The sequence below is a fragment of the Clostridioides difficile ATCC 9689 = DSM 1296 genome, assembly GCF_001077535.1.
GTDB classification, from domain to species: domain Bacteria; phylum Bacillota; class Clostridia; order Peptostreptococcales; family Peptostreptococcaceae; genus Clostridioides; species Clostridioides difficile.
Genome location: NZ_CP011968.1, coordinates 2,763,064 through 2,786,954, shown reverse-complemented (window position 1 = coordinate 2,786,954; position 23,891 = coordinate 2,763,064). Strand labels below are relative to the sequence as shown.

General features: G+C 28.4%; 22 protein-coding genes, 1 pseudogene, 1 CRISPR repeat array, 1 riboswitch and 1 other annotated feature. Of the genes and pseudogenes, 15 read left to right on the top strand and 8 right to left on the bottom strand.

Features of this window, described 5'->3' with window-relative positions:
• The first annotated feature begins 42 nt into the window (after positions 1–42).
• From CDIF1296T_RS13380 to CDIF1296T_RS13355, 6 genes are all read left to right on the top strand, one after another.
• Positions 43–726, top strand: a complete 684-nt coding sequence (locus CDIF1296T_RS13380) for an ABC transporter ATP-binding protein (RefSeq protein ID WP_004454838.1) — start codon at positions 43–45, stop codon at positions 724–726.
• Positions 719–3,106 (top strand): ABC transporter permease, encoded by a 2,388-nt coding sequence (locus CDIF1296T_RS13375; RefSeq protein ID WP_021363739.1) that lies wholly within the window; start codon positions 719–721, stop codon positions 3,104–3,106. The genes CDIF1296T_RS13380 and CDIF1296T_RS13375 overlap by 8 nt, the downstream gene beginning before the upstream one ends.
• Before the next feature lie 279 nt (positions 3,107–3,385).
• The gene (locus CDIF1296T_RS13370; protein WP_009897726.1) at positions 3,386–4,528 is read left to right on the top strand and encodes a pyridoxal-phosphate-dependent aminotransferase family protein; all 1,143 of its coding nucleotides are present in this window, start codon (positions 3,386–3,388) and stop codon (positions 4,526–4,528) included.
• Between the two features lie 18 nt (positions 4,529–4,546).
• Positions 4,547–5,071, top strand: coding sequence for an ECF transporter S component (locus CDIF1296T_RS13365; RefSeq protein WP_009897724.1), 525 nt, complete (start codon positions 4,547–4,549; stop codon positions 5,069–5,071).
• A gap of 99 nt (positions 5,072–5,170) precedes the next feature.
• On the top strand, positions 5,171–5,989 hold the full coding sequence (locus CDIF1296T_RS13360; RefSeq protein WP_009897722.1) for an AraC family transcriptional regulator: 819 nt from the start codon (positions 5,171–5,173) through the stop codon (positions 5,987–5,989).
• A gap of 77 nt (positions 5,990–6,066) precedes the next feature.
• Entirely contained in the window at positions 6,067–6,378 is a 312-nt protein-coding gene (locus CDIF1296T_RS13355; RefSeq protein WP_003431059.1) for an antibiotic biosynthesis monooxygenase, read from the top strand.
• Between the two features lie 176 nt (positions 6,379–6,554).
• On the opposite strand, the gene CDIF1296T_RS19770 is transcribed toward CDIF1296T_RS13355, so the two are convergent.
• The 5 genes from CDIF1296T_RS19770 to recX all read right to left on the bottom strand — a co-directional run bounded on the left by CDIF1296T_RS19770 (position 6,555) and on the right by recX (position 10,942).
• Positions 6,555–6,890, bottom strand: coding sequence for a hypothetical protein (locus CDIF1296T_RS19770; RefSeq protein ID WP_225722729.1), 336 nt, complete (start codon positions 6,888–6,890; stop codon positions 6,555–6,557).
• 77 nt (positions 6,891–6,967) lie between these two features.
• Positions 6,968–7,222, bottom strand: a complete 255-nt coding sequence (locus tag CDIF1296T_RS19765) for a nucleotidyltransferase domain-containing protein (protein ID WP_225722728.1) — start codon at positions 7,220–7,222, stop codon at positions 6,968–6,970.
• Between the two features lie 110 nt (positions 7,223–7,332).
• On the bottom strand, positions 7,333–7,983 hold the full coding sequence (locus CDIF1296T_RS13345; RefSeq protein ID WP_004454828.1) for a TetR/AcrR family transcriptional regulator: 651 nt from the start codon (positions 7,981–7,983) through the stop codon (positions 7,333–7,335).
• 164 nt (positions 7,984–8,147) lie between these two features.
• Complete coding sequence (locus CDIF1296T_RS13340; protein WP_009897716.1) at positions 8,148–10,151, bottom strand: alpha-amylase family glycosyl hydrolase; 2,004 nt, start codon at positions 10,149–10,151, stop codon at positions 8,148–8,150.
• Positions 10,152–10,303: 152 nt separating this feature from the next.
• A complete protein-coding gene (recX, locus tag CDIF1296T_RS13335; RefSeq protein WP_004454825.1) occupies positions 10,304–10,942 on the bottom strand; it encodes a recombination regulator RecX in 639 nt (212 codons plus the stop codon).
• Positions 10,943–11,217: 275 nt separating this feature from the next.
• Between recX and nadD the strand changes: the two genes are divergently transcribed.
• From nadD to CDIF1296T_RS13305, 6 genes and pseudogenes are all read left to right on the top strand, one after another.
• Positions 11,218–11,907, top strand: coding sequence for a nicotinate-nucleotide adenylyltransferase (gene nadD, locus CDIF1296T_RS13330; protein ID WP_003416411.1), 690 nt, complete (start codon positions 11,218–11,220; stop codon positions 11,905–11,907).
• Positions 11,908–12,480 (top strand): bis(5'-nucleosyl)-tetraphosphatase (symmetrical) YqeK, encoded by a 573-nt coding sequence (gene yqeK, locus CDIF1296T_RS13325; protein ID WP_003431048.1) that lies wholly within the window; start codon positions 11,908–11,910, stop codon positions 12,478–12,480.
• 116 nt (positions 12,481–12,596) lie between these two features.
• Entirely contained in the window at positions 12,597–12,947 is a 351-nt protein-coding gene (gene rsfS / locus CDIF1296T_RS13320; RefSeq protein ID WP_003416416.1) for a ribosome silencing factor, read from the top strand.
• A 52-nt stretch (positions 12,948–12,999) separates the two neighbouring features.
• Positions 13,000–13,192: a binding site (T-box leader), on the top strand.
• 108 nt (positions 13,193–13,300) lie between these two features.
• The gene (leuS, locus tag CDIF1296T_RS13315; RefSeq protein ID WP_009897713.1) at positions 13,301–15,721 is read left to right on the top strand and encodes a leucine--tRNA ligase; all 2,421 of its coding nucleotides are present in this window, start codon (positions 13,301–13,303) and stop codon (positions 15,719–15,721) included.
• Between the two features lie 835 nt (positions 15,722–16,556).
• Entirely contained in the window at positions 16,557–17,225 is a 669-nt protein-coding gene (locus tag CDIF1296T_RS13310) for a VanZ family protein (RefSeq protein WP_009897711.1), read from the top strand.
• A gap of 39 nt (positions 17,226–17,264) precedes the next feature.
• Positions 17,265–17,345, top strand: a pseudogene (locus tag CDIF1296T_RS13305) (VOC family protein); the annotation flags it as partial.
• 362 nt (positions 17,346–17,707) lie between these two features.
• Here the strand turns inward: CDIF1296T_RS13305 and CDIF1296T_RS13300 are convergent.
• Positions 17,708–17,980 (bottom strand): tyrosine-type recombinase/integrase, encoded by a 273-nt coding sequence (locus tag CDIF1296T_RS13300; RefSeq protein WP_004454820.1) that lies wholly within the window; start codon positions 17,978–17,980, stop codon positions 17,708–17,710.
• Positions 17,981–18,509: 529 nt separating this feature from the next.
• A complete protein-coding gene (locus CDIF1296T_RS20170) occupies positions 18,510–18,665 on the bottom strand; it encodes a tyrosine-type recombinase/integrase (protein WP_336513464.1) in 156 nt (51 codons plus the stop codon).
• A gap of 366 nt (positions 18,666–19,031) precedes the next feature.
• Here CDIF1296T_RS20170 and CDIF1296T_RS13285 point away from each other — a divergent pair, with 366 nt between their 5' ends.
• The 3 genes from CDIF1296T_RS13285 to CDIF1296T_RS20085 all read left to right on the top strand — a co-directional run bounded on the left by CDIF1296T_RS13285 (position 19,032) and on the right by CDIF1296T_RS20085 (position 22,614).
• Complete coding sequence (locus tag CDIF1296T_RS13285; RefSeq protein ID WP_009897709.1) at positions 19,032–20,402, top strand: cell wall-binding protein Cwp29; 1,371 nt, start codon at positions 19,032–19,034, stop codon at positions 20,400–20,402.
• 358 nt (positions 20,403–20,760) lie between these two features.
• Positions 20,761–20,919 (top strand): type I toxin-antitoxin system toxin, encoded by a 159-nt coding sequence (locus tag CDIF1296T_RS13280; RefSeq protein ID WP_004454815.1) that lies wholly within the window; start codon positions 20,761–20,763, stop codon positions 20,917–20,919.
• A gap of 285 nt (positions 20,920–21,204) precedes the next feature.
• Positions 21,205–21,766: a CRISPR direct-repeat array (repeat unit 29 nt; unit sequence GTTTTATATTAACTATATGGAATGTAAAT).
• 141 nt (positions 21,767–21,907) lie between these two features.
• A riboswitch (cyclic di-GMP riboswitch) is annotated at positions 21,908–22,005 on the bottom strand.
• Between the two features lie 324 nt (positions 22,006–22,329).
• Positions 22,330–22,614, top strand: coding sequence for a BlaI/MecI/CopY family transcriptional regulator (locus tag CDIF1296T_RS20085; RefSeq protein WP_224213953.1), 285 nt, complete (start codon positions 22,330–22,332; stop codon positions 22,612–22,614).
• A gap of 188 nt (positions 22,615–22,802) precedes the next feature.
• Here CDIF1296T_RS20085 and CDIF1296T_RS13270 read toward each other — a convergent pair whose 3' ends face one another.
• The gene (locus CDIF1296T_RS13270) at positions 22,803–23,798 is read right to left on the bottom strand and encodes an asparaginase (protein WP_003431031.1); all 996 of its coding nucleotides are present in this window, start codon (positions 23,796–23,798) and stop codon (positions 22,803–22,805) included.
• Positions 23,799–23,891: the final 93 nt, after the last annotated feature.

Here is a 23,891-nt window from a genome sequence, read left to right as displayed (position 1 = left end):
TAAAATATGGAGTAATATAACTTAGAATGAGAGGATAATTTTATGAAAATACTATATACTGAAAATTTATCAAAGCATTATGGAAAAGGAGAAAGCTTAGTAAGAGCTTTGGACAATGTTGACTTAGAAATAAATGAAGGTGAATTTGTTGCAATAATAGGAAAATCAGGTTCTGGAAAAAGTACACTTTTGCATATGATTGGAGGTCTTGATATACCTACATCTGGGAAGGTGTATATAGATAATAAAAATATATTTACATTAAAAGAAGAAGAACTTGCTGTATTTAGAAGAAGAAAAATAGGGTTTATATTTCAAAGCTATAATTTAATTCCATCTCTTAATGTATGGGAAAATGTAGTGTTGCCAATCGGTTTAGATGGTAGAGAAGTAGATGAATCTTTTATAAAAGAACTTTTAAAATCATTAGGACTTGAAAATAAACACGACGTTTTACCAAATACATTATCAGGTGGTCAACAACAAAGGGTGGCAATAGCAAGAGCATTAGCTACAAGACCAGCTATAATACTTGCTGATGAACCAACTGGAAACCTAGATTCTAAAACGTCTGATGAGGTTATGAGTATATTAAAATCTATGTCTAAGAAGTACAGTCAAACTCTAGTTATGATAACTCATGATGACAGTATAGCCCAAATGGCTGATAGAGTTATATTCATAGAAGATGGCAGGGTGTCAAAGGTTGGTGATAAAAATGATTAATACTACTAAAATAGCAAAAAGTAATTTAAAGCAAAATAAATCAAAAAGTATTCTAATAATAATTACTATAATACTTTCAACCTTAATGCTTTCTTCTATTGGAATTTATATTGTTGATGCAGGAGCATATCAAAAAGAAAACACTATAAAGTATTCAGGTAATTATCAAGGTATATTAGCAAATGTAGATGAAAAACAGGCTGATATATTGAGTAATCATGCAGATGTTGAATTAACTGGTGAAATGAATGGAGTAGGTGTTGAAAAACTGGAAGATGATTCAAATATTTCTCTAGCATACATGAATGAAGATGCTTTGAAATTAAATAGTTTTGAATTTATCAAAGGAAAATTGCCATCAAAAGAGAATGAAATTGTGTTAGATAGTGGAGCTTTAAAGGCACTTGGTTATAAAAATAAAGATTTAGGTGAAAAGATAAAAATATCTTATGATGACTATAAAAATGATAAAAAAATTGAAAAAGAGTTCATTATAAGTGGAATCTTAAAAACTAGCGAAATATCTGAAGCAGGTAAATATTATTATGCTATTATATCAGAATCATATATGAGAAATACTAGAGATATGTCACAAGAAGATTTTAATATTTATGTGAAATTTAATGATAAAAGTAATTTATCAATAGAGCAAGCAAAAGAAAAATTAGATAAAATTGCTAATGATATAGGACTGGATACTATTAATACTGCTGTAAATGAAAATTATATAAATGCTTTAAAACCAGATATGGAAACGATTATGGGTGGAGTTTTTGTAGGGTTAGTAATTGTATTATCTAGTATTTTAGTAATATACAATATATTTTATATTTCAATAGTTACAAAGGTTCAAGAATTTGGAAAACTTAGAGCAATTGGTGCAACTAAGAAACAAATAAAAAATATAGTGTTTAAAGAAGGGTTCATATTAGCCGGAATAGCAATACCAATAGGAATAATTTTAGGCTATGTACTTGCAAATATTATAATAAAATCATTTATGGATATAGATGTAAAATCATCACGATTACCAGTTATATTATCGGTTGTGGTAATAAGCTTTATATCTGTTGTTTTATCACTTTTAAAACCAATGAAAGTAGCATCAAAAGTATCCATTGTTGACGCAGTAAGATATACAGGAAATAAAATAAGTAATAAGAGTAAGAGAAAAGGATATAAAAATATAAATCTAAAGAGATTATCACATGCCAATTTAGAAAGAAATAAAAAACGTACTTACATGACATTGGCATCACTTATACTTAGTGGAACTATATTTATAACAGTATCAACTGCCTTAGAAAGTTTTGATGCTGAGAAAATGGCAAGAGAACACTTTCCTTATGATATAGAAGTTAGACTATCTGGTTATGAAATGAACAGTGATAAAAATCCTAAAGATAATTTGAATATTTTACAAATGGATAATCCTCTAAGTAAAGATTTTTTTAATCAAATAAAGAACATGGAAGGAATTAAAAGAATAGAATCTGCAAGAAGTGTAAAAATTGGTATGGAGGACTATGATGTTGAATTTAAGTATGACCTTTTACAAAGTATAAATGAAAATGATGTAAAATCATTAAACAAGAATATAATAGATGGAAAAATAAATCTTGAAAGACTTCAAACTGGAGATGAAATAGTAATTACTCATGTTGATACAGCAAAAGAAATGGGAGTAAAAGCAGGAGATAAAATAAGATTAACTTTATATGATGGAGATAAAAAGATAAAAAAAGAATTTAAAGTTCAAGCAATAGCTATGGGGGTTCCAAGTTTTGGTATAGGGAAAGATTTTATAGATAGAACTTTGAAATACGATTCAACTAGTAGCTTGGGAATATATACAGAAGAAGGAAAGTATCAAGAAATCAAAGATAGTATCAAGAAGATTGCTAAAAATAATGGATTTTTAGAGACTGACTTTATAGATAGTAGAATTGAGTCAAATAAGGCTACTATTTCATTTATAAAGATAATGGGATATACGCTAACAGGCATAATAGGTGTGATTGGATTTATGAATCTTGTCAACACAATGATAACTAGCATAGTTACTAGAAAAAAAGAACTTGGTATGCTTCAAGCTATTGGTCTTACTAATAAACAATTAGTGAAAATGCTTAATTCAGAGGCAATGTATTACACTTCTGGAATGATGATAGGAAGTATTCTATTTGGAGGTATATTAGGGTATATTGCTGTTATATTTCTAAAAAAGACTGGATTATCTTATGCAACATATTCTTTGCCAATAGTACCAATCTTGTTGATGATTGTGTGTATTCTTATAGCTCAATTTATAACAACTTATTTGATAGGACGAAGTTTTAATAAAGAATCTCTTATTGATAGAGTAAGATACAGTGAATAAAATGCAAATATTTATGGTTAGTTTAACTAGCAAAAAACATATAAAAAAATATAGTTAAAGAAATTCATAATTAAATAGGTTAAAGCATAGTACAGAGCAAACAATTTAAACAGATGTTTGCTCTGTATTTTATTATGTAATCAATAATATATCTAATATACTGATATTATTCATGTTAGAAAATGTACCGGTACAATTCTAAAAAAGTATAAAATTGTACCATATAAAATGAAAATTTTGTATAATAATCGTATAGAAAATAAATAGGAGCTGATATATATGAATAAGAAGATTAATTATGCACCAGGACCAACTGAAACTAGGGAAAATGTAAGATTAGCAAGAGCAGAAAAAACAACAAATCCAGATATAGATATTGATTTTGTTGAATTTTATAAAAAGACATGCGAGAAGTTTGGTAATATAATTGGAACAAAAAACGATGTTTACATATTGAGTGGTGAAGGAATATTAGGTCTTGAAGCAGCATGTGCATCACTTACAGAAAAAGGAGATAGAGTACTTGTAATTGATAATGGTATATATGGAGAAGGTTTTAAAGATTTTGTAACAATGTATGGTGGGGAGTATGTGCTTTTTTCAAGTGAATATACTAAAAGTATAGATATTGATGAATTGAAAGCATTTTTAGATGAGGATAGTAATTTTAAATATGCAACAGTAGTGCATTGTGATACTCCAACTGGCGTATTAAATGATGTAAGCAAAATATGTCCATTACTTAAAAAATATGGAATATTAACTGTAGTTGATTCTGTAGCAGGTATGGTAGGAGAAAGATTAAGTGTAGATGAATCTAAAATAGATATAATATTAGGTGGTTCACAAAAAGCTATTTCTGCACCAGCAGGACTTACTATAGTCGGAATAAGTCAAGATGCAAAAAATTGTATAAAAAATAGAAAAACTGATGTAATAGGTTTTTATTGTAATTTAAATATATGGGAAGGCTATTATGAAAAAAAATACTTCCCTTATACAATGCCAATAAGTGACATAATGGGGCTTGATAAAGCACTTGATAATATATTAGAAGAAGGAATAGAAAATGTATTAAATAGACATGAAAAGATAGCTTATAGTGTTAGAAAATCTATTGAGGAATATGGTCTAGAACTATTTTTAGAAGAAGGATATTCTAATACAGTCACAGCTATAAAAGTTCCTGAAAGTATAGGAGCTTTAGAACTTACTGATTATATGCTTAAAAATTATAATACACTTGTTGCAACATCACTAAATCAATATATGGATACTATTTTAAGAATAGGTCATATGGGAGAGAATGCAAATCTAAATAAAATAGAACATGTACTAAATGTTTTGGATAAAAGTTTAAGTGCACTAGGATTCAAAGGAAATGGAAATTTGTTAAATTTATTTAATAAGTATTATTTTTAATAGATAGGGGGATATAGTATGGAAGTTACAGCTAAGCAAAAATTTACAACGAAAGACATGGTGGAAACCTCACTATTAATAGCATTAGTATTTATTGCAACTAAATTTATAAACATAAGATTACCAATATCTATAAATGGTGGGCTTGTGCATTTAGGAACTGCAATGTTGTTCATATCAGCAATAATATTTGGAGGTAAAAAAGGTGCTTTATCAGGGGCTATTGGTATGTCACTTTTTGATTTGATATCTGGGTGGACTTTATGGGCACCGTTTACCTTTATAGTTAGAGGAGTTATGGGTTATTTACTTGGAAAGATTGCATGGGCAAATGGTAATAATGGGAATAATTTTTTAATCAATGTAATAGGAATATGTGTCTCATCAATTTGGATGCTATTTGGATATTATGTAACAGAAGTTATACTTTATGGTAATTTTATAGTACCTCTTACTTCAATACCAGGTAATTTAATGCAAGTATTGATAGGTCTTATAATAGCGCTTCCTATTTCTAAGGTATTGAAAAACTGTATAAAATAAATATAAAGTGAACTAAAATTTATGATAGCATAAATTATACTGTATAATATTAGGATGGAGTACATAATTAAAAAATTTTAGTATAGAGGTTAGTTCACAATGTTATCAGTTACAAGATATTCAATCAAAAATGTTCGTTTAAAGCCGTGGGTAAAGTTTATTTGGTATTTTGAGACAAAATCAAATATACTGTTAAATAATAAGTTACTTCCGACAGACAGTATAGATATTATTCTCAATCTTTCTGATGTTATGGAATATAAAATTGAAAATCAAGACTATACTGCTAGTAATATGCATTTTAATGGAATAAGGGATAAACATGGATTTATTATTCAACATGGAAATATACGTGTTATAGGGATTTCTTTTTATCCATTTGGTTTATATCCATTTTTAAAGATACCAATTTCAGAGTTTAACAGACAAATTGTTGACTTAGAAGTAGTATCACAGCTATTTGCAAAAAAATTGGAAGAGTCATTAAGTCCAACACAATCAGTAGAAAAAATTGTTTTATATTTAGAAGAAGTATTATTATCCATATTAGAAGAAGATTTAATTTCAAATAAATATGTAAAGCTTCTAAATTCATTTATATATGTTAATAGATATAGCAATATAAAGGCATTTTGTGATGATACAAATATAAATATTAAAACATTGGAAAGAATCTGTTTAAAATATACAGGGTATACACCTAAGATTTTAAAGAGAATTTACAGATTTAAAATGGCAAGTAATCAACTTATTTATAATTATAAAGATGATGAACTTTTTGATTTTATTTATGAAAATGAGTACTATGACCAAGCACACTTTATAAAAGAATTTAAAAAATTTTCAGGGACGTCACCAATTAAATTTATTGGTGAGAATAAGACGATTAAAGAAAATATAAAGTACAGCTATTTATAATTATACTGTCGATTTTTTACAATACCTCCAATTTATTTTTTGATATGATATAGGAAAATAAATTGGAGGTTTTACATATGAAAATTATTACAGAAATAGTTGAGTTTAATGTGGAAGAAAATTTATCAAAAGAAGAGTTTATAGAAATTGTAAATGACTTAGAATTAAAATTTCATTCTATTCAATCTGGTTTTATTGATACTGAGCTTTTATATGATGAAAAGTCTCAAAAGTGGATTATGATACAACATTGGGAATCTATAGAAGACCTCAAGAGTGCTTCTAGTAAAATGTTTAAAGATTCTTCAACTGAGAAATTTAGAAAAGCTTTAAAGAATCAAACTGTTAAGATGAATATAATACCACAAATTAAAAGTTGGAAATTATAGAACTGAATGTAAAAGATAGTTAAATAGTATCAAACTAAATTAGCCAAATAACATTTTGTATTTAAATTGTTATTTGGCTTTTAGTGTTTATTTTAATATGAGTGTTATATACTAGAAAAACCAACAAACTGTTAGAGTGTGGATTATCATAATGTCATATTCGGGAGCTAAAAGTCTTAATACTGATTTGCCAATTGGTCAATCCATGCATGTCCATCTGGATATGCTGTTATTAAAGCATTTACAAGCCAATCCCTTTGCTCTTGTGATAATAGTGGGACTGTTACATCGAAGTCTTTTTGATAACCAAGCCTATCTATGTATATTGATTTGCAAAACAAAACCACTTCGGGAGCCATATATGGGATATTATCTGATGTTATCAGTCTGGCCTTATCCATATCTCTTATAATTCTTTGATTTTGGGAAAAAAGAAATTTTCCATCTTTCTGTGGATTATGTATCAATTCAATAAAATCGAACTGTAACTGTTCGTCACACTGTATATTCATTTTATAGTTATCATCCTCGACTTTTTTTAATTCAATAAATGAGCAATCAGGCTTAATCGCAAAAACACAAATTTGCTCTATATGTTGCTTGTTAAGGTCGATAATAGGTCGTAATAAATAATTACCCAAGGGCTCATATATATCCCATCCTTGATTAAGCATATACTCTGAATGCTCTTTTCTTTATCTGTGTCAGAAATCCATATGTCAATATCACTGTGTGGGCGAATATGCATATTCGCAAATAATTCTAGGGCATATCCACCACATATTGAATATGAAAAGCCACAATCATTAAAAAAGTTTACACAATCTTTAATTAGTTTGTTCATAGCAACCTCCTTTTGCATGTACTGAAATAAATTAAATTTTTAAAAATACCAACTAAATGTTTGTTTTGTGTAAATATAAAACTGCCGATATTAAGGCAGTTTTATATTTACTATTTAGAAAATTTATTAACAAATTTTTGATATTCACACATTATCTTATCATTCATAAAAGAAATACCCATAAAAGCAGCTTGCTCACCAAACAAAGTAAAACGTTCTATCATCTGTTGTGGATTACCTGGATAAACTGTTGGAATACACCATGTGTTTAGAAGAAAACCAAACATTTGAGCAGCAATCTCTGGATTTTTAACTTCCATAGAATTATCTTGATTTCCTTCTTCAATCAATGCTTTTATCCAAGGCACAATATCATTTATAATCTCATCAAACTGCGTAGCTAAATACTTAGGATTACGCAATAGTGATGATGACATTAAAAAAATGTCTTGTTTATTGTGTTGTTCATAAGCATGAAGCAACCTATATTGTAATTTTTCTAATGCGGTCTTTCCTTCATCATTTTTTACCTCATACCCATAAAATCCATCATTATACAACCGACTTGTGATTGCCTTAATTATTTCGTCTTTTGATTTAAAGTGATGATAAATAGCACCTCTTGAAAGGCCATCTAAATTATCTACAATGTCTTGAATCGTTGTCTGCTCATACCCTTTTTCTAAGAATAACTTATGTGAAATATCAAGTATTTTTTGTATAGTATTATCAGGTTCTTTTTTTCTTCCCAAAAAGCTCACTCCTCAAAACAATCATTTGGTATGTTTATCTTAGCAAATACATAATGATTTGTCAATGTGTCTTTTTAGCATGTTGAACAGGTATATTGCCATGCTTTCATTATTTTATTTTTTTGCCTTATACTGGACTATATTTGCAGTTTCCTAATATATTTGGCTCATATTTAAATACCATTATCTAAAAGCACTATTGCTGTACGAGAGGCAATAGGCATTTTAGAAGAAGGAGGAGTTGAGTTAAAGTATACATCATAATCTCTTAAGTTTTCTTTTTTTGTGTTTCCTCCAAACTCTACCATATCAGTATTTAATATCGTTTTGTAGTTTGTATTTTGAAACTTTGAAATATCAACTGATTGTATTAGATTAGGGTGGAAATTAAATATAAATAAATATTTGCCCTTACTGTACACCAAAATCTTTTTATCATTATCCATATGTATAAGTTCATGACTATTTTGGATAAAAATATCACTGTATTTTGTAAGTTCGAGCATAGATTTATCAAAATTTAATAATTGTTTATACTTTAAGTTGTTATCTTCTGAAAGGCTCCATTGTCTTCTGGCATACTTATAGCTCCAATTGTTGCCTTCTCGTGGAAAATCAATCCACTCAGGATGTCCAAATTCATTTCCCATAAAATTTAGATATCCTTCACCTGCTAGAGAAAAAGTTATTAATTTAATTAATTTAATAAGAGATATTGCTCTATTGATAACATGGTTATTTGAGTTTATTTCCATATTCCAGTACATTTCCTTGTCAGCTAGCCAAAAAATAATTGTTTTATCGCCAACTAATGCTTGGTCATGGGATTCACAATATCCTATATTTTTTTCTCCAGGTCGTCTAGTAGTAAGTTCATACCACATTTTTCCCAAATCCCAGTCTTCATCAGATAAGTTAGAGATAGTTTTTATCCAAAAATCAGGTACTCCCATTGCAAGTCTATAGTCAAATCCAATTCCGCCGTCTTTTATAGGGATACACATACCAGGCATTCCACTCATATCTTCTGCAATACTTATCGAATTAGGTTTAATTTCTTTTATTAATTCATTTGCAAATTGGAGATATGTTATAGCTTCAATATCTGTATTCATACTAAAATATTTTTCATAACTATCAAATGAAACTCCAAGACCATGGTTATGATATAACATTGAAGTTACACCATCAAACCTAAAGCCATCAAAATGGTACTCATTTAACCAAAATTTTATATTTGAAAGCAAAAAATGTATTACTTCAGGTTTACCATAGTTAAAAAGTTTTGTACCCCAAGCAGGATGATTTCCCTTTGAACCTGAGTGGAAAAATTGATGTTCACTTCCATCAAACTCATTTATTCCTTCTAAAGTATTCTTTACAGCATGAGAATGAACTAAATCTAATAAAACAGCAATCCCCATTGAATGAGCAGTGTTTATGAGGTTTTTTAAGTCTTCAGGAGTACCAAACCTAGATGAGATTGCATAAAAGTTTGAAACTTGGTATCCAAAAGATGCATAATATGGATGTTCCATAATAGCCATAAGCTGAATGGTATTGTATCCAGCTTTTTTTATCTTAGGAAGTATTTTTTCAGTAAATTCATTATAAGTTCCAATAGATTCGCTTTCAGTAGACATACCTATATGACATTCATAGATTAGTGGAGAAGTTATGTTTTTTAAGTCAAAATTATTGTCAGTCCAGATAAATGGAGTTTTTGGTTGCCATATTTGTCCATTAAATCCACCAAAATCTTTTTGAATTACTCTTTTTATATATAATGGTATACGGTCAAATGTTTTTCCATTTGCAGTAACTTGTACCTTTACCTCTGATTTGTGAGGTAAGCTATTTTGACCAGGAATAAATATTTCCCAATTACCAGACCCAATTTTTCTTAGAGGATGAGATTTTCTATTCCAATTATTAAAGTCACCAATTAGTGACAAACTATCTGCATTTGGAGCCCATTCCCTATAGAAGAATCCATCATTTGTCTGATGAAATCCATAGTAAAGATGAGCATTTGCAAAAGAACTAAAATCTTTATAGTTTTTCAATGTTTTTGATTTCATATCCTCATAATGTTTCATTCGCTTTTTTATATCAGATTCAAATGGTTGTAGGTATACATCAATATCTAAAATTTTAAATCTTTTTTGACTTTTCATTGTATTTCTCCTCCATAATAAATATTACATCTAAAAAATAATATTTATCTCATACTATCTTCTCTGTATAATTGATATATATTATATAATCCTAATAAAAAGCTTAAGCCACCAATGATTAATTTCATAATTTACCTCCCTAGTATTTATACTTATATATCGTATTCATCAAAATTTAAAAGTTTGTTTAAAACTCTTTTAATAATATCATAATCAAAGCCTTTATAGGAAAGATGTTGAGAAATTTTTTGATATATTTTCTTTTTATCTTCTTTCTTTACTCTTTCATACCTTTTTTTTGCTAGATACATAGCATTTTCAAATTCAGTGTCCTTGTCTAATTCAGATACTGCTTCATTGATTGTACTTCTATTGATACCTTTATTATATAAATTCTGCTTAATTCTGTTTTTGCCACATTTATTTAGGTTAACATTTGTGTTAACAATTTTTTGAGCTAATACACTGTCATTTACGAGATTATAACTTTTAAGAAAATCTATGACCCTCTCAATTATATTTTCATCAAATTCTGATGATAGTTTTTCTTTTAATTTTTTTTCAGATTGGTCAGCATGAGATAAAATATTTAATGCTTTATTTTTAGCTTTTATATACATTTCATCATCTAAAATAGGTTTTAATTCTTCTTCATTTATTTCATTCCCCTTTTTTAAATTAAATGTATAAACAAGTTCTTTAAATATAGCAATAAAAAATTTATCATCTACATAAATATTAACTCTATCATCATTTCTTTTTTGTTGTTCTATTTTTGTAATTATACCCATAAGTCCTCCTTTTTTATATGTAATTATATTAACAAAAGCAACTAATAAAATTTAACAAAAAACTTATATTTGTATGTTATATTTTATCAAAATTAAGACAAAATAGTAAAAAGTTATTTTTATTAAAAAGTAAAGTAGAATCATGTTAAATAATTATTTTTTTAAGTGTTTTTTAGCATATAAATATAATTATATACCCAAAAAAACAAATTATAAGCTTTAAGAAATAAAAAATAATGGTACAATAGTATTATAACATTAAAAGGAGACAAAATATGAGAAGTGAAAATCTAGTTAAGATGGCAGAGTTGAAAAATACTGAAAAACTAGAGAAATTTAATCGCCATAAAGGCAAAATCAAAATAGGTATATTGGGAGGTACTTTTGACCCTATACACTATGCTCATTTAGCAACAGCAGAATTTATTAGAGATAAGTATGACATTGACAAAATAATCTTTATACCATCAGGAAATCCACCACATAAATTATGTATCACTACAGATAAGTATGATAGATATAATATGACACTTCTAGCAACTGAAAGCAACGAAGATTTTTTAGTTTCAAAAGTAGAAATCGAAAGAAAGAAAAGGACTTATACAATAGATACATTAAAATACTTAAAGAAAAAATACAAAAATGCAGACATTTATTTTATAACAGGTGCAGATGCAATTTGTAGTGTTGAAGAGTGGAAAGATGTAAAGAAAAACTTTGAGTTAGCTACTTTTATAGCCGCAACTAGACCAGGAATTAGTTTGTTAAGGTCACAAGAGACTATAGAAAAACTAACTAAGAAGTATAATGCTGACATTATAACAGTTTATGTTCCATCACTGGATATATCGTCCACATATATAAGGGAACAGCTAAATGAAGGCAAGTCAATACGTTACTTAGTACCCGAAAATGTAGAAAATTATTTATATGAAAATAAACTATATCAATATGGAGATGATTAAATGAACTTAGAAAATATTAACCAAAGACTAAATCAAATGCTACCAGTGGGGAGGCTTAGCCATTCAAAAAATGTTGCAAAATGTGCTGAAAAATTATGTGAGATTTATGGATGTGACAAAGAAAAAGCTTACTTAGCAGGAATGATTCATGATTGTGCAAAGTATTTAAGTGACAAGGAAATAGAGGATTATGTAAATAAGTATGAAATATATTTAGACCCAATAGAGGATGGAAATCGTTCCTTGTCTCATAGTGTAATTGGGGCGTACATATGCGAGTATGAATTTGAAGTAGAAGATGAAGATATTATAAATGCAATCAAATATCATACAACAGGGAGAGAGGACATGTCTCTTTTAGAAAAAATAATTTACATAGCTGATTTAATTGAAGAAGGAAGAAAATTCCCAGTTGTAGATACATTAAGAGAATTAGCATATGGAGGGAAGCTTGATGAAGCACTTTTAACTTCTTTTAATAATACTTTAATGTTTGTCATCAATAAAAAAGAAGAGATACATCCAAGAACAGTTATGGCAAGAAACTATCTAATTAAAGAAAAGTTATTATAAAAAAGCTATATAAAGGCAAACATATTAATAAATTTAAATTTGACTATGTTACAAAATCGTATTAATATGTTACAATAACTAAGTGTATTTTAATTAGGAAAGTGAGGAATTTTTATATGACAGTGGAACAAATGACAAAAATAGCATATGATGCCATAGAAGATAAACTGGGTCAAGATACAGTTATAATAAATATAGGAAAAGTTTCTAGTTTGTGTGATTATTTTATTATTACTACAGCATCTTCTCAGAGACAGGTAAAAGCTATTGCTGACAATGTGGAAGATGAATTAGCAAAACTAGGATTAGAGCCAAGAGGTAAAGAAGGACAAGGAACTCAAACTTGGGTACTCCTTGATTATGGAGACATAATGGTTCATGTATTTAATGAGGAAAATAGAGGGTTTTATAATTTAGAAAAATTATGGAAAGATGCACCTTATATAGATATTGACACATTAGCATAAACATGATAATATATGTTATTATAATTAGAAAATTTCAAAAATTATATTAAATTGAATAGACTAGAGCAGTAAAAGATTATATTTTTTCAGAGAGTTAGTGGAAGGTGAGAACTAATATTATATAACTTTGAACTTACTAGATTAAAATCTATTCTCCATGGCTGGATTAAAAGCTATCTAAGAGAGTCTATATATGTAGTAGGCTAATTAGGGTGGTACCGCGAAGATTTATCCTCGTCCCTAAACGTAAGTTTAGTGACGAGGATTTTTTATTTTCAAAGAATTATTTGGAAATTATAAGTAAATAATACTAAATAAGGTAGTTATACACAATTAAAAATAGGAGGCAAAATATGAGCGTATATAATTTTAAAGAAGTAGAATCGAAATGGCAAAAAATCTGGAAAGATAATAATCAGTATAAAATGGATACTGCACAAACTGAAAAACCTAATTATTACACATTAGAAATGTTCCCTTATCCATCTGGAAAAATACACATGGGACATGTTAGAAATTATTCTATAGGTGATGTTGTCGCAAGATTCAAAAAAATGGAAGGATATAATGTACTTCATCCAATGGGATGGGATTCTTTTGGATTACCAGCTGAAAATGCAGCTATAAAACATGGAATACATCCGCATAAATGGACAATGGAAAATATAGAAGAAATGAAAGAGCAATTAAATTTATTAGGGATTAGTTATGATTGGGATAAAGAAGTTGCAACTTCAACTCCAGAATACTATAGATTTACACAAGAAATATTTTTGAAGTTTTTAGAGCATGGGCTTGCATATAAGAAAAAATCATATGTTAACTGGTGTCCTTCTTGTGAGACTGTTCTTGCAAATGAGCAAGTTGTTCAAGGAGCATGTGAGAGATGTAAAGCAACAGTATTAAAGAAAGATTTAGAACAATGGTATTTTAAGACTACTGAATTTGCAGAAGAATTACTTAATGACTTAGATACATTAGATGGATGGCCAGAAAAAGTTAAAACAATGCAAAAAAATTGGATAGGTAAAAGTACAGGAGCAGATTTAGTTTTTGATATAGATGGAACTGATAAATCTATGACAGTATTTACAACTAGACCAGACACAACTTATGGAGTTACTTATATGGTACTTGCTCCAGAGCATGAATTAGTTAAAGAATTGGTTGCAGGGACTGAATATGAAGCAGATGTTGAAACTTTTGTTCAAAAAATGCATACTATGACAGAAATAGAAAGAACAGCAGCTGATGTAGAAAAAGAAGGAATGTTTATAGGTAGATATGTTATAAATCCTTTAAATGGCAAGAAAGTTCCTCTATGGATAGCTAACTATGTATTAGTTGAGTATGGAACGGGTGCTATAATGGCAGTTCCAGCACATGATGAAAGAGATAGAGATTTTGCTGAAAAATATAATTTAGACATAATTGATGTAATAACAGAAGATAACAAAATGATAAATTCAGAAGAATTTAATGGATTAGATGCTTCAGAAGGATTTGAAGGAATAATCGATAAGTTAGAAAAAGAAGGTAGAGGAAAGAGAACAATTAATTATAGACTTAGAGACTGGTTAGTTTCAAGACAAAGATACTGGGGTTGTCCTATACCTGTGGTTTATTGTGATGAATGTGGAATAGTTCCAGTTAAAAAGGAAGATTTACCAGTTCTTTTACCAACAGATGTTGAATTTACTGGAAAAGGGGAATCTCCACTTACGACTTCAAAGCAATTTATGTCAACAACTTGTCCTCACTGTGGAAAACCAGCTAGAAGGGAAGTTGATACTATGGATACATTCGTTGATTCTTCTTGGTATTTCTTAAGATATGTGGATAGCAATAATGAAAATGAACCATTTAGTAAGGAATTAGTTAATAGATGGCATCCAGTAGACCAATATATAGGTGGAGTAGAACATGCTATAATGCATTTACTTTATGCAAGATGGTTTGTAAAGGCATTTAAGAGTATGGGAATGGTAGACTTCAATGAGCCATTTAAAAACTTACTTACTCAAGGAATGGTACTTATGGATGGTTCTAAAATGAGTAAGTCTAAAGGGAATACAGTATCTCCTATGGATATAATAGATGAGTATGGAGCAGATACTGCAAGACTTTTCGTATTATTTGCAGCACCACCAGAAAGAGATTTGGACTGGTCAGAGCAAGGTGTTGATGGATGCTTTAGATTCTTAAATAGGGTTTATAGATTGGTTGACGAGTTAGCAGATGTGGTTAAAAAGGATGTAGAGTTTGGAGAATTAAATTCCCAAGATAAGGATATGAGATATACTATACACTCTACACTTAAAAAAGTTACTGCTGATTTAAGTGAAAAATTCGGATTTAATACTGCTATATCAGCTCTTATGGAATTAATAAATGATATGTATAAATATAAAGAGTTAGATAATATAAACGAAGCAGTTATAAAAGAAGGTGTACAAACTATAGTAACTATAATTGCACCATTTGCCCCTCATTTAGGTGAAGAACTATGGACTATGATAGGTAAAGAAGGAAGTGTATTTGATATAGACTGGCCTAAATATGACGAAAAAGCTTTAGTAAAAGATGAAATAGAAGTTGTTGTACAAGTTAATGGAAAAGTTAGAGGAAAATTAACTGTTAACTCAAATATATCTAAAGATGAGATGGAAAAGGTAGCTTTAGAAGATGAAAAAATAAAAGGATTAGTTGAAGGTAAAACTATAGTTAAAGTTGTAGCTGTACCTAAAAAATTAGTAAATATAGTTGTTAAATAACTCAAAAATATGAACAAAAATATAAATTTATAAAATAAATGAGGCTGTCTCAAAATAGAGATAAGCCTTTTTTCATTGTTGAAATTATAAAAATAGATTTGATTTTATACAAAAAAATGATTAAAGAACTAAAAAGTTCATTCTTATATACCCTAGTTGTTGTTTTAAATATTATTATAATTAATGTTAAATCGAGTTAATGTATTAAGTGGTATGTAAATCATTCAGTTTCCAAAGTGTTGTTCATCAAGGAACTGCTCTAAGCTTAAACGAAAAAAATATAATTATTGTATTTTGAAATTTTTTTCTATATAATGAAAACAGGCAAAAAAGGTGCATATCTATGCTTTATATGAAACACCCAGACAACGAAATTCAGATTCATATAATAGCTACCATGTTTCTAAAAAGGAACTTGTAAAAAAGATAGCGTTTCAACTTCCCAGTTGATTAAAATTATCAGCAGGAAAACAAGTATGGTCAGCAGTGGTATTCTAATGGGTGTTGTCGATATATCCAAGTTGGGATTGTCTGAGGATGTTATCAAATAACTTGTGATAGGTGCAGTAGATGTGGAGATTCCTGATACGGATTTATTCTCAGGGGATGGTTGCTTCGGGAGATATGGAGCGTAACCAGTTTATTGATATGGTAACCATTTTTTGTCTAATTTGATGAAAGAATCCCAAGAATACCATACAGAAGTAAGACAGGAATTAACTGGTGGTATAAACTGATAAAGGCAAATTTAAAAATTTTGATAGGATGATTTTAAGATTTATCTTCTATTTTGTTTTTTAGAAATAATTGAAATGTTATGAGGAGGTATGTACAAATGGAGACTGTAACAAATAATCAATCAGGTGTAGAAATTCAACTCAGTCTGTTTGAAGCTATCAAAGATTTATTGTTAATTAATCCTATTTTCTTGTTGGGAATTATCTTGATTGGTATTTTCTTAGTTGTAATATTCAAGAAAAATAGTGATATTCCAAAGGTAAAAACATCTATTTTATCACTGGCAATGTATTACTACTTATGTTTAACACTATCACATATTGTTGGTATACCTACATTCGGTGAATATATAAGACTGTCACAGTTAGGGGAAACGTTCTTTAATCCAAACATAAATCTTATTCCTTTTAGTGATGGATTTAGTTTGAGTTTTATTTTGAATATTTTACTTTTTGTCCCATTAGGTTTTTTATGTCCGCTTATAAGCAAAACCTTTGAACGTTTGAGAAATACATTCTTGATTGGTTTTGGATTATCTCTTTTTATCGAAACTATTCAGCTTTTTACGTTACACAGAGCAACCGATATAGACGACTTACTCACGAACGTAATTGGAACAATAATAGGCTATTTTTGCTTCAAACTGATTGCTAAATTGCGAATTGTAAAACTACATTCAGATGATGACTCTATGGAACAGGATTACACAGTATGTATTCCGATTGCCATTATAATAGTTGCCCTTATATTAGGATTTTTTAGTTAAGTTCCAAATAGCTAATTTGGGAATTATGGAGGTCATTAAGTGAATAAAATTACTTTTATATGTTTAGGTGTAAAAAGTATGGAGAAGTCAATTAAATTTTATAGAGATGGATTAGGATTTTAGATTACAAACTTTTAGTTTACCAAGGAGATAGCAAAGTCGTGTGCCAAAGGGTAACCATTTGGAAATCCAGACAACATAACAGATAGTATGTTACCTTTTACAGGAGCATACTATCTGTTATATTGTCAACATCCTATTTTATGGTTTGTGTGTAGTTTCCTGTAAACTGAACTAAATAATTAAATAGAAGCTATTAGAATTAATAATAACAGATAGATATTAATAAGCATAAACAAATAGTAAAATGTGTAGATATAGACGTTTTTAAGTGAAACTATTATAAAATAATTGACTGATAATCAACTGACAAAACCTATTTTTTTAGGTTTAACTGACATTTAACTGACAGTCAGTTTTTACTATTTAAATAGAAGTTCGCTTAGATTGTCGGAAGCTTCTTTGTCCATTTCTTTAAGTACATGAGAATATCTATTCATAGTTATTTTTATATCTGTATGACCCAATCTTTCAGAAACAACTTTCATATTAGTTCCCCCTAAAAGCAACAGAGTGGCACTTGTATATCTTAAATCATGTATTCTAATCTTTTTTAAATTATTTTTTTTGTAAAATTGTGAAACGTTTTTCTTAGTGAAGAAGGTAGAAACGGATTTAAATTGGTGTTTAGACAAACTAAGTTATTTCTGTTTTCCAGGATACCTTACAATTTTAATTTGCTTTGTCTTAGTTTTTCAATTTTCAATTTTTCAATTAATTCTTTTGGAGCTGATAAAGCTCTTTTTGATTTTGGTGTTTTTGGCTCTTTAAAAGATATTTTGCCATTAGAATAGACAAGAATTTGATTAACATTTATCAGATTGTTATCTAAGTCAACATCTGACCACCTAAGCCCAGTAGCTTCTCACATTCTTAAACCTAGAAGTAACATTAAAAGAATAGGTATTTCTATATTATTACCAAGTAACTTTTCTATTAGCAATAATACTTCTTCTCTATTGTATATTTCATTTGTAGAATATTTTTCTTTAGAAGGAAGTTTTATAAAATCACATGAATTTTCTTGTATTTCTCTTAATCTATACGCTTCCCTTATTACAGAACTTAGAAAGCTATACCTTACTTTAGCACTAGTAAAGGTAGAATTATTAAAGTTATAATTTACAAAAGCTTGTACTGAACTAGGATTTACTTCTGTGAGTTTTAGATTCTTAAAAAAGGTTCTATGTAATTTTTAACCCAAGATTTTGTATTTGTAACAGTATATGGAGACCAATTATTTTTATTCATGTCTATATATTTATAACATCTTTCTACAAATGTCATACCTTTTGGAGCAACAAACTTATTATTATTTATAGTAGACTTTATTTCAATTAAATGTTTTTCAGCATCCTTTTTCTTTTTATAGCTTCCATAACTTTTTTGTTTCTTTTTGCCAGTTTCTTATTCCACATATACATAGAATTTTTCCCATCTTTTTCTTATAAAAGCTGATTTGATATTCATATATGTACGCTCCCTTTATAAGTTAGTTTTATAAAAGAACAGTTGGACTGCTCTAATTATGTCATTATCTTTTTAATTCTTTACAGTTACATTATAACACGTATTTGTATACACTTAAATTAACAGGAAGATAAATATCATTAAAGGAGGAAAAGAAAATTTAATGTAGAATTATGTAAGATATATAGTATTTCATATATAAAAGGGGGAGATATTGTGAAATTAAAGAAATTATTATCACTAGGGTTAGCCGTGTCAATGTTTGCTGCTGGTCCTATATCAGCTAATGCACTTGATACAATTTATACTATTCAAGGAAAAGATAAATATGAAACGGCTGCTCTTATAGCTGATGAACAAAATTATACTACAGCTATATTAATTAATGCAGACAGCACAATGGCTGATGGATTAAGTGCGAGTGGACTTGCAGGAGCAACAAATGCACCAATTTTTTTAACTAAGAAAAATAACATACCTAATGCAACTCTTAAAAGAGTAGAGAAAGCTAAAAAGGTATACATAATAGGTGGAGAAAGTTCTATTGATAAAGCAACAGAAACTCTTCTAAAAGATAAAGGAATAGAGGCTAAAAGACTTCAAGGTAGTGATAGAATTAAGACAAGCTATAATGTTGCAAAAGAAATAAACTCAATTAACAAAGTAAATAAAGTTATATTGACTAATGCTTTTAAAGGAGAGCCTGATGCAATGAGTGCTGCACCTGTAGCAGTTAGAGATAAAGCAGCTATAGTATTAACTGATGGAAAAAGTGTTCCATTTAATACAACTGGTGTAGAAAGTTATGTAATAGGTGGTACTTCATCAATGAGTGACAAACTAGTTAATGATACTAATTCAACTAGATTAGGTGGAGTAGATAGATATGATACTAATAAAAAAATAGTAAATAAGTTCTATAATGGCGCAAAAGAATTTTATATAGCTAGTGGTACTGATTTAGTTTATGCTTTAGTTGCTTCACCAATGGCTAAAAATAATCCTATTGTACTAGTTGATATTGGAAGTAATAAAGATATACTTAAAAATGCTGCAAAAGTGACTGGGATAGGAAATCTAAGTGATAAAATTATGCTAGAGTGTGAAAATACCATCAATAATATTAGTCTTCCGTCTTCAAATAAAAATATAATATGTGGATTAAAGATTGATTTTGATTCAAAGCACATAATTTGGCAAGATAAAGGAAGTTATCTTGAATGTTATGATGATAACCTTGAATATTATACTGAAAAATATAAAGACCCAACAGTTCCTATAAATATAGAAAATACAAGTACACAAAATTTAGATGTAACAAAATTAAAAGTTTATGGAGAAGCTAATTCAACATTATATATGGGGCAATATGCTAAAATAAAAATGGATTTTAATAGTTTCGGTGTATTAAAGCCAGGAGAAAAATGTACTATTTATTTAGATATAATTTCATTAGATCCATCAAGAAGCATGACATTAACATTTTCTTATGTAGGTGATAAAGAAAATTATAAATATGAACAAGGATTGGCAAGTAGAATATTATTTTATAACCCAGATGGAGAAGATTTTTTTGAATATAAATAACTAGTGGGTATGTAAATTAATAAGGGTTTTATAAGTTTAATTTTTTTATTTTCGTTTTATATTAACTATGTGGTATGTAAATGTCTCGATATTGCTCATATGTTGAGTTATTATATTTAGTTTCATATGAACTATATGGATTTTAAAATTAAAAATACTTAAAAACATTTACTTTAATAGTAGGTGTTTTTTTGATTAAAAGAATATTATTATAATGTAAAAAGTAATAAATAGGTAAAATATGTAAGAATTATATGTTATAATATTTTTAGCAAGAAGATGTAATCTACAATTTATAGAGTGGAGTTCATGTATCAAAAAATTATCCTCCCGACGCTAAGAAGGGAGGTGAATATACATGGATAATTTTTTACAAGGCATACTAGCAAGTCTATCTGCTAGCTTAATAGTTTATATAGCTAGCAAACTATTTAGAAAGCGTAAAAAACCACTCAAAGCGGCAACTAAGAGTGGTTGGGAATTTGATTTAAAAATCAGATTCCATAAAACTAAGTAATTTCTAAATTATGAACTCCACTCTACAGCAAAATAGATTGTAGTTCTTCTTGCTTTTATTATATCACAAATTGGTACAGATATTCAAAAATAATATTTTTATGATATAATAAAGTCATAGAAATTTTGCAGTGTTCGATTTTTTGAAGAAATTAAGGCTTAACAGTTGAAATATAAGGCATTGAGGACTTGTGATAAGTGTTATCAATTGCACTACTCATGGTTCACTGCAAATTTGAGAGATTTGTATATGTGTAGGCATTGGAAATACTCAATTTATTTTGGGGTTTTATATTAACTATATGGAATGTAAATTCAGCATCTATGCCATTTACTTTATTAACTTCCTCATGTTTTATATTAACTATATGGAATGTAAATAGTATTTCAGCAATTTTACTTTTAATAACTTTATCAGCGTTTTATATTAACTATATGGAATGTAAATTCAATTTACCGTTTTTTTCAAATCTCACAACATCAGAGTTTTATATTAACTATATGGAATGTAAATCTATCGGCTTCTTGAAAAGCCTCATCTGCTCTATTTAGTTTTACATTAACTATATGGAATGTAAATTTCATTAAATCCCCAACCGAATTATCTTTCAGCATTTGTTTTATATTAACTATATGGAATGTAAATCATGCTGATAAGAATCTCTATGAACTTCGGAGGGAACCGGTTTTATATTAACTATATGGAATGTAAATTTGGGTATTTTGCTAAAAATAAAGCTATTAAATTAGAGCTTTATATTAACTATATGGAATGTAAATCGTATTAACACCTGTTCGGCACTATCACAATAAACACAAGTTTTATATTAACTATATGGAATGTAAATTGTATCCAAAAAATTACAATAATCATACGAACTGCTAATATAAGCAGTCAATATATGTGTACATTTATCCATTTTATCTCTAAACATATAAATTATTATCCCCCTAAAAAACTTTCATAAAAACAAAAAGAACAATATCTCTTTGGCAACTGGCTAACATAACTCATAAGATATTTATATAAGTCTTAGTCCCTATAGCTTTGCGTCACTAGATTTCTCTAGTTTTGCCGATTTAGTTTTATTCTATAACTAAATAATACAATAGAATTAGTTATTATTCAACAAGATTGTTTGAAAATTGAATAAATTTATAGGTATGAACGTAATTTCACACTTAAAAACAGACTAAATACGTAGAATATATAGAAAAATTTACCTGTAGTTTTTGTGATAAAAAGCTCCTATTATTAATTTAAGCTAGATAAGTTTGAGGAAGTGACATAAATTGAAAGAAGGAATATATTATGTTGAATAAAAAATTACCAGATGCAGAATTAAAAATTATGAAATACATATGGAATACTGGTTATAAAACTGTAATATCAAAAGATGTTGCAGATTAAATAGAAAAAACATATGCTTGGAAGCATACAACTACAATTACACTTTTAGCTAGATTAACTAAAAAAGGTTTTTTCATATCGCAGAGAATTGGGAAACATGTACACTATAGAGTATTAATAAAAGAGAAAGAATATCTCAAAATAGAGGGAAAAAGAATTTTTGGAGGTCTACATAACAATCCATTATCAGAACTAATTTCAAAATTACATGATGGAGAAGAAATAACTGAAGAAAAAATAATAGAAATAGGAAATTGGATAAAAAGCTGGAAAGATGAAGATTAATAAATAAAAGGTAGCTACTAATATAAGTGCTACCTTTTTTCTTGTGGATAATATTGGGGATAAGTTGTGGAAAATTTGTGTAAAAATTGTGGATAAAATATTTTGCTGACATTTAACTGACATAAGTATTAGATTTTGATTTAAAAATGTTGAAATATCAATAAATAATTAAATAGAAGTTATTAGAATTAACAATAGATTCCTTTTTCAAAGAAATCTTTGATTTCATCAAGGTTATCAGTTTTTCCAAGTGCTAAGATAAGTTTTATTCTAGCTTTTTGACCTGGTAAGTCCCCACCAAATATACAACCAAGATTTTTTAAATCTCTACCAGAACCAAAGTAACCATAACTATCGAATACTCTACCTGAATGACATCTAGAAACTATAACTACAGGAAGTCCTTTTTCTCTAGCATATTCAACTCCAGAAAGCATTTGAGGAGGAATATTACCTCTGCCCATTGCCTCAATAACTATACCTTTATAACCACTATCAACAGCAAATCTTATAAAGTCAGCATTTTCTCCTACATATGCTTTAAATAAGGCAACTTTAGATTCTACCTTATCAGTATCTATAATTGTTCTATTTACAATATCTCTTGTAAGGACAAGTTCGTTGCAGTCAATTATTCCCAATGGGCCACTAGTTAGAGATTTAAATGTATTTAGAGAAAGAGTATTTGTTTTAGTAGCTTCAGAAGCTAATAATACTTCATTGTTTAAAACTACAAGGACTCCTTTTCCCATAGCATCTTTGGATACTGCAGTACAAACTGATGCAGATAAATTACTTGAACCATCATATCCAAGTTCAGAACTACTTCTCATAGCACCTGTGACTATTACAGGTTTGATGTTGTCAATTGTAAGGTCTAGAAAATAAGCTGTTTCCTCTAAACTATCTGTACCATGTGTTATTACAACACCTGTAATATCTTTTCTTGCTAATAAATCATTTACATAGTTTTTCAATTCCATCATTCTATAAGGTGTTATGTGAGGTCCTGGAATTTCATCAAAATTAAAAACTTCAACATCTGCAACTTTATCAATGTTGGTAACCATTGATAGTATTTGTTCACCTGATAAAGTTGGTATAGCTGCTCCGACTTTATCATCTACTGTCATAGATATAGTTCCACCAGTAAAAACTATGGCAACTTTTTTCTTAATACTCATACTATTCTCTGCCTTTCATAAATAAAATTTATAATTCCGATAGGATTATATCAAAAAAAGTAGTTAAGGTCTACATAAACTCTTTTATTCATA

Excerpts from the sequence above, each read along its gene's own strand:
- CDIF1296T_RS13380 (WP_004454838.1), top strand. The coding sequence starts at position 43 with ATGAAAATACTATATACTGAAAATTTATCAAAGCATTATGGAAAAGGA.
- CDIF1296T_RS13375 (WP_021363739.1), top strand. The coding sequence starts at position 719 with ATGATTAATACTACTAAAATAGCAAAAAGTAATTTAAAGCAAAATAAA.
- CDIF1296T_RS13370 (WP_009897726.1), top strand. The coding sequence starts at position 3,386 with ATGAATAAGAAGATTAATTATGCACCAGGACCAACTGAAACTAGGGAA.
- CDIF1296T_RS13365 (WP_009897724.1), top strand. The coding sequence starts at position 4,547 with ATGGAAGTTACAGCTAAGCAAAAATTTACAACGAAAGACATGGTGGAA.
- CDIF1296T_RS13360 (WP_009897722.1), top strand. The coding sequence starts at position 5,171 with ATGTTATCAGTTACAAGATATTCAATCAAAAATGTTCGTTTAAAGCCG.
- CDIF1296T_RS13355 (WP_003431059.1), top strand. The coding sequence starts at position 6,067 with ATGAAAATTATTACAGAAATAGTTGAGTTTAATGTGGAAGAAAATTTA.
- CDIF1296T_RS19770 (WP_225722729.1), bottom strand. The coding sequence starts at position 6,890 with ATGAATATACAGTGTGACGAACAGTTACAGTTCGATTTTATTGAATTG.
- CDIF1296T_RS19765 (WP_225722728.1), bottom strand. The coding sequence starts at position 7,222 with ATGAACAAACTAATTAAAGATTGTGTAAACTTTTTTAATGATTGTGGC.
- CDIF1296T_RS13340 (WP_009897716.1), bottom strand. The coding sequence starts at position 10,151 with ATGAAAAGTCAAAAAAGATTTAAAATTTTAGATATTGATGTATACCTA.
- recX (WP_004454825.1), bottom strand. The coding sequence starts at position 10,942 with ATGGGTATAATTACAAAAATAGAACAACAAAAAAGAAATGATGATAGA.
- nadD (WP_003416411.1), top strand. The coding sequence starts at position 11,218 with ATGAGAAGTGAAAATCTAGTTAAGATGGCAGAGTTGAAAAATACTGAA.
- yqeK (WP_003431048.1), top strand. The coding sequence starts at position 11,908 with ATGAACTTAGAAAATATTAACCAAAGACTAAATCAAATGCTACCAGTG.
- rsfS (WP_003416416.1), top strand. The coding sequence starts at position 12,597 with ATGACAGTGGAACAAATGACAAAAATAGCATATGATGCCATAGAAGAT.
- leuS (WP_009897713.1), top strand. The coding sequence starts at position 13,301 with ATGAGCGTATATAATTTTAAAGAAGTAGAATCGAAATGGCAAAAAATC.
- CDIF1296T_RS13310 (WP_009897711.1), top strand. The coding sequence starts at position 16,557 with ATGGAGACTGTAACAAATAATCAATCAGGTGTAGAAATTCAACTCAGT.
- CDIF1296T_RS13280 (WP_004454815.1), top strand. The coding sequence starts at position 20,761 with ATGGATAATTTTTTACAAGGCATACTAGCAAGTCTATCTGCTAGCTTA.
- CDIF1296T_RS13270 (WP_003431031.1), bottom strand. The coding sequence starts at position 23,798 with ATGAGTATTAAGAAAAAAGTTGCCATAGTTTTTACTGGTGGAACTATA.